Source organism: Lysinibacillus sp. FSL K6-4013 (genome assembly GCF_038630435.1).
Lineage (GTDB): Bacteria > Bacillota > Bacilli > Bacillales_A > Planococcaceae > Lysinibacillus > Lysinibacillus boronitolerans.
In genome coordinates this window covers 4003766-4022638 of the sequence record NZ_CP152031.1, presented here as the reverse complement: position 1 = coordinate 4022638, position 18873 = coordinate 4003766, and the positions used below count along the sequence as shown (strand labels likewise).

Below are 18873 nucleotides of genomic sequence, written 5' to 3'. Positions count from 1 at the left end.
TTCACTCTACCCCAACATCTTTTTTCTCATTATAAACAAAAGTACCCTATAGGATAGACTTTTTTCAAAGTGTCTATCTTATAGGGTACAGTTTAAAGTTCTACTCGGTCTTTTTCATTTTTTTGTCGTGAATCATAAGCTATACTTGTAAACGAATAGATAGAAAATGATAGGTGGTAAACATAGATGGATTATTTAGAATGGAGACATGTGTTCAAGCTAGATCCAGCGAAGGACATTTCAGATGAAGACTTAGAAAAAATTTGTGAATCTGGGACAGACGTTATTTTAGTTGGTGGAACAGATAATGTAACATTAGATGGGGTATTAGATTTACTTGTTCGCGTCCGTCGTTTTGAGGTGCCAATAGCACTTGAAATCTCTACGATCGATGCGGTAACACCAGGTTATGACTATTATTTCATTCCAACGGTATTAAATAGTGATGATCCAAAATGGATTAAAAATTTACATCATGAGGCTATTAAGGAATACGGCGATATTATGGTATGGGATGAATTAGTAGCAGAAGGCTATTGTATTTTAAATCCTGATTGTAAAGTAGCCCATGAAACGGGTGCGAAAACAGATTTAACGATTGATGATGTGGTAGCTTATGCACGCATGGCAGAAAATTTCTTTAAACTGCCTGTTTTTTATTTAGAGTACAGTGGAATGTATGGCAATCTAGAGGTAGTTAGTGCTGTTAAAAACGAACTAAATCATACTAGACTCTTTTATGGTGGTGGCATAACATCTGCAAAGCAAGCAGAGGAAATGGCACAGGTTGCAGATACGGTAGTAGTAGGAAATATTATTTATGAAGATTTAAAAGCTGCACTTGCGACTGTTAAGGCTGTTAAAAATACGTTATAATTTTAGAACAAATGTTTGTAAGGCGGTGCGAAATGGAACAGTTAACAAAAAATTTACTAGCAGGCATGAATCCTGAACAGGAAAGAGCAGTTAAAACAACTGAAGGACCATTACTGATTATGGCGGGTGCTGGGTCAGGAAAAACACGAGTTTTAACACATCGTATTGCCTACCTAGTTATCGAAAAGGAAGTATATCCTTCTAAAATTTTAGCGATTACATTTACGAATAAAGCAGCACGAGAAATGCGTGACCGTATTGATGGCATTCTTGGCAATGGTACTGGCGATAGCATGTGGGTATCGACTTTCCACTCCATGTGTGTAAGAATTTTACGCCGTAATATCGATCAGCTAGGCATTTCTCGTAATTTCTCTATTTTAGATTCTACGGATCAGCTTTCAGTCATTAAAAATGTGATGAAGGAAGAAAATATTGACCCAAAACGTTTTGAGCCACGAGCAATTTTAAATGCTATTAGTGCAGCAAAAAACGAGTGTATAACAGCGGATGATTACGCTGGACAAATGAATGATAAAAACCCTTATGAACAAACTGTTGCACGTGTCTATAAAGGCTATGAGAAAAGATTACGCCGTAACCAATCCCTCGATTTTGACGATTTAATTATGACAACGATTACTTTATTTAAACGTGTACCTGAAGTGCTAGAATATTATCAAAATAAATTTCAATATATTCATGTAGATGAATACCAGGATAGTGCGACACGTTGCTAATTGAAAAGATTAGCCACTAGCATCATTTCGCTAGGAGAACTAAGAAATCAGATGAGTCGAATGATGAGGTAACGCTCTGAAAGGCTCGACCTAATCCTCCGAATAGCATTGTCGCGTGCAATCGTGATGATGTTATAAGCTCGGTGAAGTCAGTTGAACATCCTCCTAATCGAAAGAAGGAAAGCGGGATAGAGGTATTCTGTGGGATGGATAGACTGGGGGTCTATAAAAATACTCATGGTTAGAATGTAGGGAACAAAACTTCCTACTGACGAAATTCCGAATGTACGGCTCTAGAGGTATAGGTATTCGAAAGGGTACACCAACTTATTGTTGGGTTAGTGAGGTGGAGTAAAATTTGTCTTTATGAAACACCTTATAGTGTTACAGGCACTATCCAGCTAACAGGGTTAGAGGAATGACCTAAAAGTATTATATGTACAGATATGATTTCTTGGAACGTGGTAAGCTGGCTACGTGGAGAGATTGCACTCGTTGAAGCGGTATGAGGGAAAGCGTCTATAGTATAACCTCATTTTAAGCACAGTGAAAGTGATGGCACAGTACCAGTGAAGCCGTGATAATAAGCGGTGGAGGGATAGCCATTAGTCAATTTATGAATAACTAAAACATTACTTTATACTATCAGGTTCTCGTATGACTAAAAGAAATGCAATCGCCAAAAGAAGTAATAAAGTGGTGAGAGTATTGACTGAAACAGCAAACAAGAAAGTTTTAAAACGACAGTCCTTACGAAACAATGAATATTACGACATGCAACAAACCTTAGATGACCTTTACAAAGCAAGTCAAATGAACAAACGCTTTAAAAATCTGTATGAATTGATTATTAGAAGAGAAAATATTTTACTGGCATATCGAAACATCAAGAAAAACAAGGGTTCTCTCACCAAAGGTAGTAATGAATCGACAATCATTACTATCGGAGAAAAAGACCCGAACGCATTAATTGATTATGTCAGAAAAAGACTTGAAAACTTCATACCACACAAAATAAGAAGAAAAGAAATACCAAAAGCTAATGGAGGAATTCGCCCACTCGGCATCCCGACAATCGAGGACCGAATCATTCAACAATGTATTAAACAAATTCTAGAGCCAATATGCGAAGCGAAATTCCATCATCACAGTTACGGTTTTCGACCGAACAGAGGAACTTTACATGCATATTCTAGAGCAGTAACATTAGCAAATATCAACAAACTGCACTATGTGGTTGATATTGACATCAAAGGTTTCTTCGATAATGTCAATCATGGCAAACTTCTTAAACAAATGTGGTCAATGGGTATCCAGGATAAAAAGGTTCTCTCAATCATAAGTAAACTACTGAAAGCAGAAATTGTAGGAGCAGGAACACCTAATAAAGGGACTCCTCAAGGTGGTATTTTATCACCGCTACTATCTAATATTGTGCTAAACGAATTAGATTGGTGGATAAGCAATCAATGGGAAACGTTTGAAACGCAGAAAAACTATGAGCGTAAAAGAATTATTGGTGGCAAGGTTAGATTTGATAGGTCAGTGAAATATAGTACCTTAAAAAGAGCCACAAGCTTGAAAGAAATGTTCATTGTGCGATATGCAGATGATTTTAAAATCTTTTGTAGAGACCATAAAAGTGCCTTCAAGATTTTCGAAGGTGTGAAAAAATGGTTAAAAGAAAGATTACATCTCGACATTAGTAAAGAAAAATCAAAGGTCATTAATTTAAGGAAAAACTTTTCGGAATTTCTAGGGTTTAAAATGAAAGTGGCTAGAAATAAAAAGAAGCATACCGTAAAATCATTCATGACAAATAAGGCGAAGAAAAACGCAATTAGCAAAATCAAAGAAAACATCAAACGAATTAAAAAGAAATCTAATGCTTCAGAAGTGTCCAAACTCAATGCAACAATTCTAGGACTTCATAACTTCTATCAGCAAGCAACGATGGTAACGAAAGATTTTAGTGAAATTGCATTTTCAGTCAAACGAACCTTATATAACAGCTTGAAGAAAGTTTCATCGGATAAAGGTGAGCCAAGTACGTACTACAAGAAACATTTCAAAGATTATCTTGGCAAGAAAAAGACATTCGTTGCAAAAGTAGCGATATTCCCTATCGATGGAATCAAACACAAAAATCCGACAAACTTTACGCAAGAAATCAATAATTATACAGTTGAAGGTAGAAGTCTGATTCATAAAAAGCAAAAATCAGTATCAGAAGAAGTTGTGAAGTATCTCATGAAAAATCCTGTCATCAATCGTAGTATTGAATACAACGACAATCGTATTTCTAAATACATTGCTCAAAAAGGGGTTTGCTTTATTACAGGAGAAGCACTCATTCTGAAAAATATGGAATTACATCACATCGTTCCAAAGGCAAAAGGTGGTAACGATAAGTATGACAACTTAGTTTTTATAACGAAAGAAGCCCATAAACTGATTCATGCCACAACAGAAGACGTCATTAATAAATACCTTCAAATGTTAGAGTTAACAAAACAAAGTTTGGACAAAGTAAATAAACTTCGTGTGAAAGCTGGAAATAAAGTATTAGTATAAAGATTCATAATTGATGGAACGCCGTATGAGGGGAAACCCTCACGTACGGTGTGAATGGGGGGAAAAGCAGGAGATTACTTCAAATGCTTACCTATCCATATCCAATAAATCTCAGTATTTACTTGTACAGTTACTAGCAAAGAAATTTAAAAATATTTGTGTTGTAGGTGATTCCGATCAGTCTATCTATCGTTGGCGTGGTGCAGATATTGGGAATATCCTATCCTTCGAAAAGGATTATCCAACTGCAAAGGTGATTATGCTAGAGCAAAATTATCGTTCAACTAAACGCATCCTACAGGCAGCCAATGACGTCATTCAAAATAATACAACACGTTACCCAAAAGAATTACGCACAGAAAATTCAGAAGGTGAAAAGATTGCACTATATAAAGCTTATAACGAGCAGGAGGAAGCGCAATTTGTTGTACAAACGATTCAACAGTTAATTGAAAAAGAAAATCGTTCATTTGATGACTTTGCTATTTTATATCGTACAAACGCTCAATCTCGTGTAATGGAGGAAGTACTTGTTAAGTCCAATATGGCCTATCAAATAGTAGGTGGAACAAAGTTCTATGATCGAAAAGAGATAAAGGACTTACTAGCATATTTACGACTTATTGCTAATAATGATGATGATTTATCACTAGCACGTATTATTAATGAGCCAAAGCGCAGTATTGGTGCAACTTCCTTTGAAAAAATGGCACGTTATGCGATAGATCAGGATCGTTCGATTTTTGACGCGATGAATGATCTTGTTTTCATGGGATTATCAGGGAAAGCAGCAAATTCGGCTGAGCAATTTTATGCCATGATTAAAGGCTTTACACAAATGCAGGAATATCTATCTGTCACTGAAATTGTGGAGCAAGTTATTGATAAATCGGGTTATCGAGCAATGTTACAAAACGAAAAAACAATTGAAGCAGAAAGCCGTTTAGAAAATATTGAAGAGTTTTTATCTGTCACAAAGGCTTTTGAAGAGCGCAGTGATGATAAAAGCTTAATTGCCTTTTTAACAGATTTAGCCCTTATAGCTGATATTGATGCACTCGACAAAGAGGATGCATCTAAAGGCAATATTATTTTAATGACGATGCATGCAGCTAAAGGCTTAGAGTTCCCAGTTGTCTTTATTATCGGTATGGAGGAAAACATCTTCCCACATTCCCGCTCACTAGACGATCAAGAAGAAATGGAAGAGGAACGCCGCCTTATGTACGTAGGTGTGACCCGTGCTGAGGAACGTCTATATTTAACATGTGCCCAAAGCCGAACGATTTTTGGTCGTTCAAGCTTTAATAATGCATCCCGATTTTTAGGTGAAATTTCTCAAGATATTACAGAGTCAATTTCTAAGGCAGGGACAACATCAACAGTACCATTTGCTACTAACAATCGTTCAACCGGTGGCCATCAAAAGCGTACGCTGGGTGCTATTCAGCAAACACAACCTGCCACAGCACGTTTACAAGCAACGGGGGGAGATCAATTTGGATGGAAAGCTGGAGATAAGGCGATTCATAAAAAATGGGGAACAGGTATGGTTGTTAGTGTAAAAGGTGAAGGTGATAGTACAGAGCTTGATATCGCATTCCCACAACCAATTGGTATAAAGCGATTACTTGCTCAATTTGCACCGATTGAAAAAGCGTAAGCGGAGGAACGTAAATGAACGAAATAGAACAGCGTATAGCGGAGTTAAATAAATTACTGCATGAATATGGTTATGCCTATTATGTGTTAGATAAACCTGTCGTAGCAGATAGTGTCTATGACCAGCTATTACAGGAACTGATTGCATTAGAAGAAGCGAACCCATCCCTTATTTACCCCGATTCTCCTACGCAGCGTGTTGGTGGAGCAGTGGTAGAAGGTTTTAAAAAAGTGACGCATGATTACCCAATGCTTAGTCTTTCAAATGCTTTTCATGAAGCGGATTTACGAGAATTCGATCGTAAAGTGCGTCAGGCTATCGGAGATCAATTTTCATATGTATGTGAGCTGAAAATAGATGGTTTAGCTATTTCATTAAAATATGAAAATGGCATGTTTGTACAAGGGGCTACAAGAGGAGATGGTGTGGTAGGAGAAGATATTACCGCCAATTTAAAGACAATCCGTGCGATTCCCCTTCGTTTAAAGGAACCCATTACGATTGAAGTACGTGGTGAGGCGTATATGCCAAAAAAATCCTTTGAAAACTTAAATGCCCAACGTGCAGACAATGGTGAGGAGTTGTTTGCTAATCCACGGAATGCTGCTGCTGGCTCATTACGTCAGTTAGACCCTAAAATTGCGGCCAGTCGCCAATTATCAACGTTTATCTATGCCATTGGCGGAGACGGTGAAGTATATGGTATCGACGGTCATGCAGAAATGCTTGATTATTTAGAAGGCTTAGGCTTCCCTTCCAATAAAGAACGCCAACGATGCTCTACTATTGAAGAGGTAATGGCCTTTATAGAACATTGGACAGAAAACCGTCCAAAATTAGCTTACGAGATTGACGGAATTGTTATTAAAGTTGACCGTTATGCTCAGCAAGATGAACTAGGTTATACAGCAAAGAGTCCACGCTGGGCGATTGCCTACAAATTTCCCGCAGAGGAAGTTGTTACAACGTTACTTGATATTGATTTAACAGTAGGTCGTACAGGTGTTGTTACTCCTACGGCGATTTTAACTCCCGTACAAGTAGCAGGAACGACGGTTCAACGTGCTTCTTTACACAATGAAGATTTAATTCGAGATAAGGATATTCGTCTTGGCGATACAGTTATTATTCGAAAAGCTGGTGACATTATTCCTCAAGTTGTGGGTGTGCTAATAGAACAACGTCCTGAAGATTCAGTCCCTTTTGTCATGCCAAAAAATTGCCCTGTTTGTGATAGTGAATTGATTCGGATTGAAGGCGAAGTTGCCCTGCGCTGTGTAAATCCTGCCTGCTTTGCGCAAATTGCAGAAAGCATAAAATATTTTGTTTCTCGAAACGCGATGAATATTGACGGTCTTGGGGATAAAGTAGTGGAGCAATTATTACGTGCAGATTTAATACATGATGTTTCTGACCTGTATCATTTAACGGTAGAGCAGCTTGTGGAATTGGAGCGTATGGGCGAAAAATCAGCAACTAATTTAGTAAATGCCATTCAAGCATCGAAGGAAAATTCGATGGAGCGTTTATTAATTGGACTAGGAATTCGTCATGTTGGTGAAAAAGCAGCCAAAATCGTATCAGAGGAATTTGGTTCAATGGAAGCAGTGATGGCTGCAACAGAGGAGCAGCTTGTGGCAATTTATGAAATTGGAGATAAAATGGCTTCATCGTTAGTGGAGTATTTCTCAAATGAAGATGCACGAGCAGTCATTAAGCGTCTTGCTGAAGCAGGCGTGAATATGACATACAAAGGTAAAAAAGTAGAAGTAGCGATAGGTGATAGTCCTTTTGCAGGTAAAACAATTGTCTTAACTGGTAAACTTGAGCAATTGACACGCAACGAAGCAAAAGCGAAAATAGAAGAGTTAGGTGGTACAGTCACGGGTAGTGTCAGCAAAAAAACAGATCTAGTGATCGCAGGTGCGGATGCAGGCTCTAAACTAACAAAGGCTGAGCAATTGGGTATCGAAGTTTGGACTGAAGATAACTTAATTGAACAACTTAACCTCATTTAATAAGTGCATGATATCCTCCCTTTTATGAATAGGAGGCAATGTTGAGTGCACAACCGTTACAACAAGGCGTCGAGTAGATTCGTCGACCTAAAATTGACTATTAGTAAAGGAGCACTAAATAATGAAGTCTTTTCGACTCATTCCAGCAATCGTAGCTGCTGCAATGCTAGTCGGCTGTGTGCCTTCTGACAAGAAGGAGACAGAGCTTACACAGGAAACGCAACAGAAAGAAAAAGCTGAAACAACAATTATTCCAAGCATACAAATTGATGAATCTTATTATAAGACGCTTATCCCTTATAAAGAGAGTGCAAGTAGAGGTCTAGTGGTATCTAACATTTATACGAAATATGATATGAAGGAAGTTGAATCAGGTTTAATGCGTTTATCTCAAAACGAGTTCGACACAGAAAACTACTACTTCCAAGAAGGTCAATATTTAGCTGAAAGTACAGTAAGCTCTTGGCTTGCTCGTAGTTCACAAACAGAGGATGGATTAAATCCACCGACAACAGACACAATGACACCTGAGGAGCGAGCAACAAAGGCTCCAGTTTATTTATCCCATATTGTAGAGCAAAACTACTTAACAAAAACGAAGGATAATAAAGTGAAACTAGGCGGGATTTCAATCGGTCTTGCCTTAAATTCTATCTATTACTATCAAAAAGAACAGTATGGTGAATATTACGAGGAACCAATTTCAGAGTCTACTCTTATTGAGCAGGGCAAAAAAATGGCTGCTGAAATCGTTTCTCGTTTACGTTCACGTGAAGAGTTAAAGGATGTACCGATTGTGGTCGGTCTGTTTAAGCAGCAAGCCCGTAATCAAATTATTCCAGGGACATACTTTAGCTATGGTGTAGCAAAAGCTGGGCAGAACAGCATCGCTGATTGGGAAGGTATAGATGAAAATTACGTCTTGTTCCCGACAGATGATTCACAAGATGTATACCGAGATGTCAACAATAACTTCAAGAACTTCAAGCAAGATGTTGATAAATATTTTTCTAACTATACAAGTGTGATCGGAACTGGTTTCTATCGTAATAAACAAATACAAAACCTTTCGATTGAAATCCCAATCCAATTTTTCGGCAAAGCAGAGATAATAGGATTCACGCAATATTTAACAGGGATTTTAATCAATCAATTTGATAATATTCATGTGGAAGTGAGTGTTACTTCAGTGAATGGTCCTGAGGCATTAATCATCAAAAAGGCCAATGACAAGGACCCTTACGTGCATGTTTATGATTAATATAGTCAGCCTTTGTGCTGACTATATTTTTTATGGTAATGGATTGAAATAGAGGAACACAACAGGATGATAGAGACAACACTTTGTTATAGTAGTGAAAGTTTCTATATTTTTAGTGAAAGTTGTGATTTTTAAAATGAAAAATGTTATGATTATTGGCATGGTTAACTTTATTCAACCCTATTGTTATCAATAAAAACAATGAATTGAACAAGTATTCGGAGGTGTGAAAAATGGCTAAATTAACAAAAGAAGAAGTAAAGCACGTGGCAAATTTAGCACGTCTTGCAATTACAGAAGAAGAAGCAGAGAAATTTGCTGAACAGCTTGGTAAAATTACAGACTTTGCGGAGCAGTTAAATGAACTGGATACAACAAATGTTGAACCAACAACGCACGTTTTACCATTAGTGAATGTAATGCGTGAAGACGTAGCAGTAAAAGGTTTAGACCGCGAAGTAATGATGTTAAACGTAAAAGAACAAGAAGATGGTCAAGTAAAAGTACCAGCTATCATGTAATACTAAAACATAGGAGGATTCCTCATGACGCTATTTGAACGTTCAGCTAAGGAGTTACAAGCAGAAATTAAAGCGGGTAACTTATCAATCGCTGACTTAACGAAAGAAGCATACGAGCGTATTGCAAAGCTTGATGGCGATGTACAAGCATTCCTTGCTTCAAACGAAGAAAAAGCAACTGCTCAAGCTGCTGAAATGGATAAAGTACCATTTGAAAAGCGTGGACCATTATTCGGTCTACCGATCGGTGTGAAAGACAACATCGTAACAGAAGGCTTAGAAACAACATGTGCCTCTAAAATTCTAGAAGGCTTTATGCCAATCTATGATGCAACTGTTGTCAACAAGCTACGTGAAGCTGGCATGATTACAGTTGGTAAATTAAACATGGACGAATTTGCAATGGGTTCTTCAAACGAAAACTCATACTATAAAACAACAAAAAATCCATGGAACTTAAACCACGTACCAGGAGGTTCTTCAGGTGCATCTGCAGCAGCTGTAGCAGCTGGTGAAGTACCATTCTCTCTTGGATCAGATACAGGTGGTTCAATCCGTCAACCTGCAGCTTACTGTGGTGTTGTAGGGATGAAACCTACATATGGTCGTGTATCTCGTTTTGGTCTCGTTGCATTCGCATCTTCTCTAGATCAAATTGGACCAATTACACGCAATGTTGAAGATAATGCGCTATTACTAGAAGCTATCGCTGGATTAGATCCAAATGATTCGACTTCTGCGAATGTTGAGGTGCCAAATTACGCTGCAGCTCTTACTGGTGATGTTAAGGGCTTACGTATCGCTGTGCCAAAAGAATTCCTTGGTGAAGGCGTTGGTGAAGCAGCTCGTCAATCAGTGCTTGCGGCATTAGAGGTATTAAAAGGCTTAGGTGCTACTGTAGAAGAGGTATCACTTCCTCACTCGAAATATGCACTAGCTGCGTACTATATCCTTTCTTCATCTGAAGCGTCTTCTAACTTATCTCGTTTCGATGGTATCCGCTATGGTTTCCGTGCAGAAAACGTTACAAATTTAATGGACCTTTACAAAGAAACACGTGCACAAGGCTTTGGTGATGAAGTAAAACGACGTATCATGCTAGGTACTTATTCACTAAGTGCAGGTACGTATGATGCGTACTACAAAAAAGCACAACAAGCACGTACATTGATCAAAGCAGACTACGATAAAGTATTTGAAGACTTTGATGTTATCGTTGGACCAACAGCTCCAACACCAGCATTCAAGATTGGTGAAAATGTTGATGATCCAATGACAATGTATGCAAACGATATTTTAACAATCCCGATGAACTTAGCAGGTGTACCAGCGATTTCAATTCCTTGTGGCTTTGAAAACGGCCTACCATTAGGTTTACAAATAATTGGTAAATATTTCGATGAAGCAACTATTTACCGTGTGGCTCATGCTTTTGAACAAGCAACTGAGTTCCATAAAGAAGTTCCTCAAATGTGGGAGGGAAAATAACATGAACTTTGAAACAGTCATTGGTTTAGAAGTACACGTTGAGTTGAAGACTAACTCAAAAATCTTCTCACCAGCACCAGCTCACTTTGGTGCTGAACCAAATACAAATACAACAGTAATCGATTTAGGCTATCCTGGGGTCCTACCAGTCCTGAACAAAAATGTAGTAGATTTCGCTATGCGTGCAGCGCTTGCACTCAATATGGAAATCGAACAAGAAACAAAGTTTGACCGTAAAAACTACTTCTATCCAGATAATCCGAAAGCTTATCAAATTTCACAATTCGATAAGCCAATCGGTAAAAATGGTTGGATTGATATTGAAGTAGATGGCTATACAAAACGTATCGGTATCACACGTCTTCATATGGAAGAAGATGCTGGTAAGCTTTCACATGCTGGTGACCATTCACTAGTTGACTTTAACCGTCAAGGAACACCGCTTGTTGAAATCGTTTCTGAGCCAGATATTCGTACACCAAACGAAGCATATGCATATCTCGAAAAATTAAAATCGATTATTCAATATACTGACGTATCTGATTGTAAGATGGAAGAAGGCTCATTACGTTGTGATGCCAATATTTCTATTCGCCCTTATGGTCAAGAAGAATTTGGTACAAAAACAGAGCTTAAAAACCTGAACTCCTTCAACTATGTTCGTCGTGGTTTAGAGCATGAAGAATTACGTCAAGCAGATGTATTATTATCTGGTGGTGTGATTGAGCAAGAAACACGTCGTTTTGATGAAAAAACAGGTAAAACAATTTTAATGCGTGTTAAAGAGGGGACAGACGATTACCGTTACTTCCCAGAGCCAGACTTAGTTCGTCTTTCAATTGATGATGCATGGTTAGAGCGTGTGAAATCTGAAATTCCTGAGCTTCCAGATGCTCGTAAAAAACGCTATGTTGAAGAACTAGGCTTAACACCTTATGATGCTGGAGTTCTTGTTATCTCTAAAGAGATCTCAGACTTCTTTGAGGCAATGGTAGCAAATGGGGCAGATGCTAAGCTTTCTGCTAACTGGTTAATGGGAGATGTTTCTGCTTATTTAAACGCAGAGCAAAAAGATCTAAAAGATACTGCATTAACACCAGAAAACCTTGCTGAAATGGTAAAATTAATCACGGACGGTACAATTTCTTCTAAGATCGGTAAAAAAGTATTTGCTGAATTGGTAGAAAACGGTGGCTCTGCACAGGATATTGTGAAAGCAAAAGGCTTAGTGCAAATTTCCGATGAAGGTGCATTACTAGCAATCGTAACAGAAGTTTTAGATAACAATGCTCAATCTATCGAGGACTTCAAAAATGGTAAAGACCGTGCGATTGGCTTCTTAGTTGGTCAAATTATGAAGGCAACAAAAGGTCAAGCTAACCCACCAATGGTTAATAAATTATTACAACAAGAAATTGCCAAACGATAATACTCGTTGTAACATAATAGCCGAGAGAGCTTCATTGCTCCCTCGGCTATTACTATTCAAAAATGTAACAAATTTGCATTTTGTGAAACTTAATAGTTGTTTAAAAAGCGTATCCATAGCAAAATATAGAATAGACAGTAATAAGGGGGACGAGCCAATGAAAACAGAACAACAGTATTTTAATGAAGCTATATCAATACAGCAATATATGGAGAACATGACGACGTTAAAAGAAGAAAGCTTTCGTATTTATGATGGCTTTGAAGTACCAACAAACGATGGTTTTATTGCGTTATTAAAAGAAAAACAACCTAAAATTTTAACGATTACAGAGGATTGGTGCGGAGACGCAATGTTAAATAATCCAATTATTCGCCGTATTGCTGAAGCGGCAGGATTAGATATGCGTACCGTTTTCCGTGATGCTGATACAGAGCTAATTGATCGTTATTTAACAAACGGTGGTCGTGCAATTCCAATTTATCTATTATTAGATGATGCTGGAGAAGTGATTGGAAAATGGGGACCACGCGCACCAGAATTACAAGAGTTCGTCGTAACGAAACGAGCAAGCTTACCAGATAAAGAAGATCCAACCTTTGAAGAGGCACAAAAGGCTCTTTATGCAGAAATTCGTGAAGAAAATATCTCCAATCAAACATATTGGACATTTGTTTATGAGGATTTTAAGAAGCAAGTAACAGAAGCATTACAAAAATAACAAGAGCATTGCAACATTTCAATGTATAAATCGTTGAATGAAGTAGAATCTTATGAAGCAGGAAGGTATGTTATGAAACGAGCAAGAATCATTTATAATCCTACATCTGGACGCGAAGTGTTTAAGAAACATCTACCAGAGGTGTTGGAAAAACTAGAGGTAGCAGGCTATGAGACATCCTGTCACGCAACAACATGTGAAGGCGATGCAATGCTTGCAGCAAAAAATGCGGTAGAACGCGGTTTTGATATCATCATCGCAGTTGGTGGAGATGGCACATTAAATGAAGTTGTTTCAGGTGTAAGTCCATTTGAAAACCGTCCGAAAGTTGGTCTAATTCCAATGGGCACTACAAATGATTTTGCCCGTGCCGTGCATATCCCTCGAAATATTGAAGAGGCAGTAGACATTATTATTCAAGGCGACACATTGCCAGTGGATGTTGGTCTCTTAAATGGCGAACGCTATTTCATCAATATTGCTGCTGGCGGACGTATTACAGAGCTTACTTACGAAGTACCAAGCAAAATGAAAACAATGCTTGGTCAGCTAGCCTATTATGTAAAGGCAGTTGAGATGATTCCATCCATCAAAGCCTCACATATGCGCATTGAATATGATGGCGAAGTATTTGATGGCGACGCTATGATGTTCCTATGTGGGTTAACGAATTCAGTAGGCGGCTTTGAAAAACTAGCTCCTGATGCAAGCATTAATGATGGTTACTTTACTTTAATAGTGCTAAAGAAGGTAAGTCTTCCTGAATTTATTCAGCTAGCTGCCATGGCACTAAGAGGCGAACATTTAAATGATGATCGTGTCATCTACAAGAAAGCTAGTGTTGTCAAAGTGACTACAGAAAATGAGGTCCACCTTAACCTCGATGGCGAATATGGCGGAGACGCTCCTGCTACATTTGAAAACCTAAAGCGTCACATCGAAATCTTTGTTCCACTCGCAGATATTCGAGAGGAAGACCGTATTTAATGAACCCGAAAAGCTCATCCGATTTTATTGAGGATGAGCTTTATTTTGTATTTTTTGGTTGATTGCTTGAAGCGCTCTCAAAGGAGGTGAGGCCGCTCCAAATTAAAATTCCATCATTAGAATAAAACTGGCTAAATCCCATAAACTAAGCTTTAGAAGTAAGAATGTGAATGAAATTAGAAAAATGTTTGGCAAATGTGCGTATATTACTTGAACAAAATTTGAAACCTTAATAATAGACTGAAGTTTCGGTCCGTTATTAAGGTTTTTTTCGTTGGAATAGTGGAAAATGGGGGTATGGATAAGGGAAAGGAAGTGTTGCCTTTGTATAAGTCACAAGAAAAGAAGCTTATATGGCTAAGCTTTGGTGTTGCAATCATTATGCTACTTTCTATTCTTGGAAGAATATTTGGAAGTTAAGGGGGCAATGAGATGATTAATGAATCAGCGGTCTATTGGAGCCGAGCATTAACGGAGTTAACATTATCGTTCCATATTATTTATGCAACAATTGGTGTGGGTGTCCCGTTAATGATTATGATTGCTCAATGGACTGGGTATAAAAAGAATGATGAACATTATATCTTAATGGCAAGACGTTGGGCCCGTGGTTTTGTCATTACTGTAGCAGTCGGTGTGGTAACTGGAACCGCAATCGGCTTACAACTATCATTATTGTGGCCTAATTTTATGCAACTCGCTGGTCAAACAATTGCGTTACCACTTTTTATGGAAACGTTTGCATTTTTCTTTGAGGCGATATTCTTGGGCATCTATTTATATACTTGGGATCGCTTTGATAGTCAGAAAAAGCATATGCTTCTGTTAATCCCTGTTGCTGTCGGAGCATCCATGTCAGCAGTCTTTATCACAATCGTTAATGCTTTTATGAACGCACCAAGAGGATTTGATATCGTAGACGGAGAACTTGTTAATATTCAACCTTTTCTTGCAATGTTTAACCCAGCCATGCCAACGAAGGTTGCACATGTACTTGTGACAGCGTACATGACATCGGCTTTTGTGCTAGCAGCTATTGCAGGATTTAGAATGTTAAAAGGCTCGAAGCATGTATACCATAAAAAATCACTACTTTTACTAATGAAAATTGGCTTGATTTTCTCCATAGCAGCCGCTGTGATTGGAGATTTTTCAGGAAAATACTTAGCCGAATATCAACCCGAAAAACTAGCAGCAGCAGAATGGCATTTTGAAACAGAAGGTAAGGCGTCTCTTGTATTATTTGGTGTCTTAGATGGAGAAGAAGTTAAATATGCTATTAAAATTCCGTATGCTTTAAGCATTCTTGCACATTTTAATCCTAATGCAGAGGTAATCGGCTTAGATCAATTTGAGGAAGAGGATCTACCGCCACTCTATATTCACTATCTCTTTGATATCATGGTTTCCATTGGTATGTTTATGCTGCTAGTTTCATTACTTTATGTTGTAGGGAAAGCACGGGGCTGGCAGTTTATTCATTCACGATGGTATAGATGGATTATCGTAGCGGGTGGACCACTATCAATTATCGCCATTGAAGCAGGTTGGTGGCTTGCCGAAGTTGGACGTCAACCATGGATACTTTATGGACTAATGCGTACACCTGAGGGAGCTACGACGAGCGACCATGTCGATTTAATGCTGCTTTTATTCGCAGGCGTCTATGCAGTATTAGCAGTGGGAAGTATTGTCGTATTGGTAAGAATGTTTAAAAAGAACCCAATCGAACGCGAGATTGAAGATCGCCACTCTGAAAAAGGCGGTGACATCCTATGACGTTAGAGATTTTAGGTATTTCAGTATTATGGATATTCCTATTTGGCTATGTCATTGTCGCATCAATCGATTTTGGTGCTGGCTTCTTTAATGCATACAGTCTACTTATTGGAAAAAATCATATTTTAACAAATATTATTAAACGTTATTTATCGCCTGTTTGGGAAGTTACCAATGTCTTTTTAGTATTCTTCTTTGTAGGAATCGTAGGATTTTTCCCGCAAACCGCTTTTTATTACGGAACGATTTTACTTGTGCCCGTTAGTATTTCGCTTGTACTATTGGCAATTCGAGGCTCCTATTATGCCTTTGAATCGTATGGTACACGAGGCCATATCGGATATACACTGACATATGGTGTAGCAGGTTTATTAATTCCCGCTTCTTTATCCGTTGTCTTTGCCATTGCTGGTGGAGGCTATGTTGATGTAATTGATGGGCAGCCTGTGCTGAACTACTGGACTTTATATACAAGTCCATTTGCTTGGAGCATAGTGGTACTCAGTATCGCTGCGGTATTGTATATTTCAGCCGTATTTTTAACATGGTACGCGCATAAAGCAAATGATAGCGAAGCAACGAAACTGATGAGAAAATATGCTCTTGTGTGGGCAGCACCGCTAATGATTAGTGCGCTTGGCATTATGTATGAAATGAAATCCATCAACCCAGAGAGCTACAGTCATATGGTAAATTTATGGTGGATGTTTGCGATTTCAGCTGTCTTATTTATTGTCACAGTCGTACTCATTGCCATGCGTAAAAAGTACGGACTTGCAGTTGGGCTCCTGATTGCTCAATTTGCCGTAGCCTTCTTTGCTTATGGAATAGCTCAATATCCATACCTACTGTATCCGTATTTAACCATTTACGATAGCTTTACAAGCACACAAATGGCGATTGCTTTAGTTATCGCATTTATTTTAGGACTGTGTCTTCTTCTTCCTTCACTTTATTTATTGATGAAACTATTCTTATTCAATAAAAAATATGTGACAGGAAAAGAAGACAATCACGCATAGGAGGAAAGCACATATGCAAAGTTTTTTAATTTTTTATGCACCTTTTATTGTCGTCATACTTGGGATCTTGTGTGCATTTTGGTGGGCACCAAGGGATTATCATATTACAAAAGAGCAGGAAAAGAGTCGCGAATAGCGACTCTTTTTTCAAGTTAATTAGCAGAGACACGCAACAGCCAAGTCTTGTTCTTTTTTCATTCGCCAACACATGCTACAATAAGGAGATTGAAATGGAGGATGTACGAATGTCAGCACCCGTAAAAAAAAATGAACGACTTTCAGTTTATATAGAAGATCTAACGCATGATGGCAATGGTGTCGCAAAGGTTGAAGGTTATCCACTATTCATACAAGGCGCACTGCCAAACGAAACGGCCGAAATCCATGTGTTAAAAACATTAAAAAACTATGGCTTTGCAAAGGTAATAGATATTATCAAGCCATCTCCAGACCGTGTTGAAGCTCCATGTGATTACTTCAAGCAGTGTGGCGGCTGTCAATTACAGCATTTATCCTATGAGGGGCAGCTAAAATGGAAAGAAAATATGGTGCGCAATGTGATGCAGCGGATTGGTAAAATTCATGCACCTGTTCACCCAGTAAAAGGTATGAAAGAACCTTGGCACTACCGTAATAAAGCACAAATTCCTTTCTCTGAAAATGAAGCAGGACAAGCGATTGCCGGCTTTTATAAAACAAAAACGCATAGCATTGTGGATATGGATCGCTGTTTAATTCAAACAGGAGAAGCAGATGCTATTCTTGCAGGCTTGAAAAAGGAATTAGCAACGTTAGGTGTTCGCTCTTACAATGAGCATACACATGAAGGCATGTTGCGTCATGTCGTTATCCGTAAAGCACGAGCAACAGGCGAAGTCATGGTTGTCCTTGTAACGAAAAAGAAAAAGTTCCCACAAAAAGAGGCAGCTATTGCAGTCATCCAAAAGCTAGTGCCAAACGTTACATCAATTATGCAAAATGTGAATAGTGAGAAAACCAATGTTATTTTTGGTGATGACACAATCAACCTTTGGGGTAAAGACGTTATTATTGATACAATTGGTGACGTACGTTTTGAAATCTCTGCTCGCTCCTTCTATCAAGTCAATCCAGAGCAAACAGAGGTCCTCTACAAGCAAGCACTAGATTATGCTGACTTGCAGGGAGATGAACGTGTCATTGATGCGTATTGTGGAATTGGTACGATCTCTTTATTCCTTGCTCAAAAAGCAAAGGCTGTCATGGGCGTGGAAATTGTCCCACAAGCGATTGAAGATGCCAAACGCAACGCACTGCTTAATGGCTTTACAAATACTTATTTTGAAGCAGGCCCAGCAGAGGAAGTTATCCCAAGATGGTATAAAGAAGGCAAGGAAGCAGACGTACTAGTCGTCGATCCACCGCGCAAAGGCTGCGATGAAGCACTGCTAACTACGATTCTAGAGCAACGACCAAAACGAGTGGTCTACGTATCCTGTAACCCAGCCACACTAGCACGCGATCTTCGCATTTTAGAGGATGGCGGCTATCACACACAGGAAATCCAGCCAGTGGATATGTTCCCACATTCGACGCATTGTGAAGCAGTAGCTTGGTTGAAATTATCATAATGTAGACAAGCAATAAACTCCTGTACTTTATAATAAAGTCGCAATATCCATATTCAACCGTTTAAAATAAAGTCCTGTACCCAAAATGCCCGAAACCCTTGTAACTACTATCTTTTCTTGATTTGAATCTTACAGAACTTTATTTTAAATCGAGAAAAACGTGAACAAAAAGTGTGAAAAAAGG

General features: G+C 38.5%; 13 protein-coding genes and 2 pseudogenes. All 15 read left to right on the top strand.

Features of this window, described 5'->3' with window-relative positions:
- Positions 1-186: 186 nt before the first annotated feature.
- Positions 187-876 carry a heptaprenylglyceryl phosphate synthase gene (locus MHB39_RS19965; protein WP_342545097.1) on the top strand — a complete coding sequence of 230 codons (690 nt, stop codon included), beginning with the start codon at positions 187-189 and terminating at the stop codon, positions 874-876.
- A 32-nt stretch (positions 877-908) separates the two neighbouring features.
- Positions 909-1601: pseudogene (locus MHB39_RS19960) on the top strand (UvrD-helicase domain-containing protein); the annotation flags it as partial.
- 672 nt (positions 1602-2273) lie between these two features.
- Positions 2274-4190 (top strand): group II intron reverse transcriptase/maturase, encoded by a 1917-nt coding sequence (ltrA, locus tag MHB39_RS19955; RefSeq protein ID WP_016994770.1) that lies wholly within the window; start codon positions 2274-2276, stop codon positions 4188-4190.
- Positions 4191-4290: 100 nt separating this feature from the next.
- Positions 4291-5853: pseudogene (locus MHB39_RS19950) on the top strand (3'-5' exonuclease); the annotation flags it as partial.
- Positions 5854-5867: 14 nt separating this feature from the next.
- Entirely contained in the window at positions 5868-7871 is a 2004-nt protein-coding gene (gene ligA, locus MHB39_RS19945) for an NAD-dependent DNA ligase LigA (protein WP_048394879.1), read from the top strand.
- Positions 7872-7992: 121 nt separating this feature from the next.
- Positions 7993-9132 carry a CamS family sex pheromone protein gene (locus MHB39_RS19940; protein WP_048394876.1) on the top strand — a complete coding sequence of 380 codons (1140 nt, stop codon included), beginning with the start codon at positions 7993-7995 and terminating at the stop codon, positions 9130-9132.
- Positions 9133-9365: 233 nt separating this feature from the next.
- Positions 9366-9653, top strand: a complete 288-nt coding sequence (gatC, locus tag MHB39_RS19935; RefSeq protein WP_004225708.1) for an Asp-tRNA(Asn)/Glu-tRNA(Gln) amidotransferase subunit GatC — start codon at positions 9366-9368, stop codon at positions 9651-9653.
- 24 nt (positions 9654-9677) lie between these two features.
- Positions 9678-11141 carry an Asp-tRNA(Asn)/Glu-tRNA(Gln) amidotransferase subunit GatA gene (gatA, locus tag MHB39_RS19930; RefSeq protein ID WP_342545095.1) on the top strand — a complete coding sequence of 488 codons (1464 nt, stop codon included), beginning with the start codon at positions 9678-9680 and terminating at the stop codon, positions 11139-11141.
- Between the two features lies 1 nt (position 11142).
- On the top strand, positions 11143-12570 hold the full coding sequence (gene gatB / locus MHB39_RS19925; protein ID WP_048394874.1) for an Asp-tRNA(Asn)/Glu-tRNA(Gln) amidotransferase subunit GatB: 1428 nt from the start codon (positions 11143-11145) through the stop codon (positions 12568-12570).
- A 157-nt stretch (positions 12571-12727) separates the two neighbouring features.
- The gene (locus tag MHB39_RS19920; protein ID WP_342545092.1) at positions 12728-13291 is read left to right on the top strand and encodes a thioredoxin family protein; all 564 of its coding nucleotides are present in this window, start codon (positions 12728-12730) and stop codon (positions 13289-13291) included.
- A 72-nt stretch (positions 13292-13363) separates the two neighbouring features.
- A complete protein-coding gene (locus MHB39_RS19915) occupies positions 13364-14278 on the top strand; it encodes a diacylglycerol kinase (RefSeq protein WP_342545090.1) in 915 nt (304 codons plus the stop codon).
- Positions 14279-14710: 432 nt separating this feature from the next.
- Positions 14711-16057 carry a cytochrome ubiquinol oxidase subunit I gene (locus MHB39_RS19910; protein ID WP_131521994.1) on the top strand — a complete coding sequence of 449 codons (1347 nt, stop codon included), beginning with the start codon at positions 14711-14713 and terminating at the stop codon, positions 16055-16057.
- A complete protein-coding gene (locus MHB39_RS19905) occupies positions 16054-17079 on the top strand; it encodes a cytochrome d ubiquinol oxidase subunit II (RefSeq protein WP_004225693.1) in 1026 nt (341 codons plus the stop codon). The genes MHB39_RS19910 and MHB39_RS19905 overlap by 4 nt, the downstream gene beginning before the upstream one ends.
- Before the next feature lie 13 nt (positions 17080-17092).
- Positions 17093-17215 carry a hypothetical protein gene (locus MHB39_RS19900; RefSeq protein ID WP_004225690.1) on the top strand — a complete coding sequence of 41 codons (123 nt, stop codon included), beginning with the start codon at positions 17093-17095 and terminating at the stop codon, positions 17213-17215.
- A gap of 109 nt (positions 17216-17324) precedes the next feature.
- Positions 17325-18689: a 23S rRNA (uracil(1939)-C(5))-methyltransferase RlmD gene (gene rlmD / locus MHB39_RS19895; RefSeq protein ID WP_342545086.1), complete on the top strand. Its 1365-nt coding sequence runs from the start codon at positions 17325-17327 to the stop codon at positions 18687-18689.
- Positions 18690-18873 lie beyond the last annotated feature (184 nt).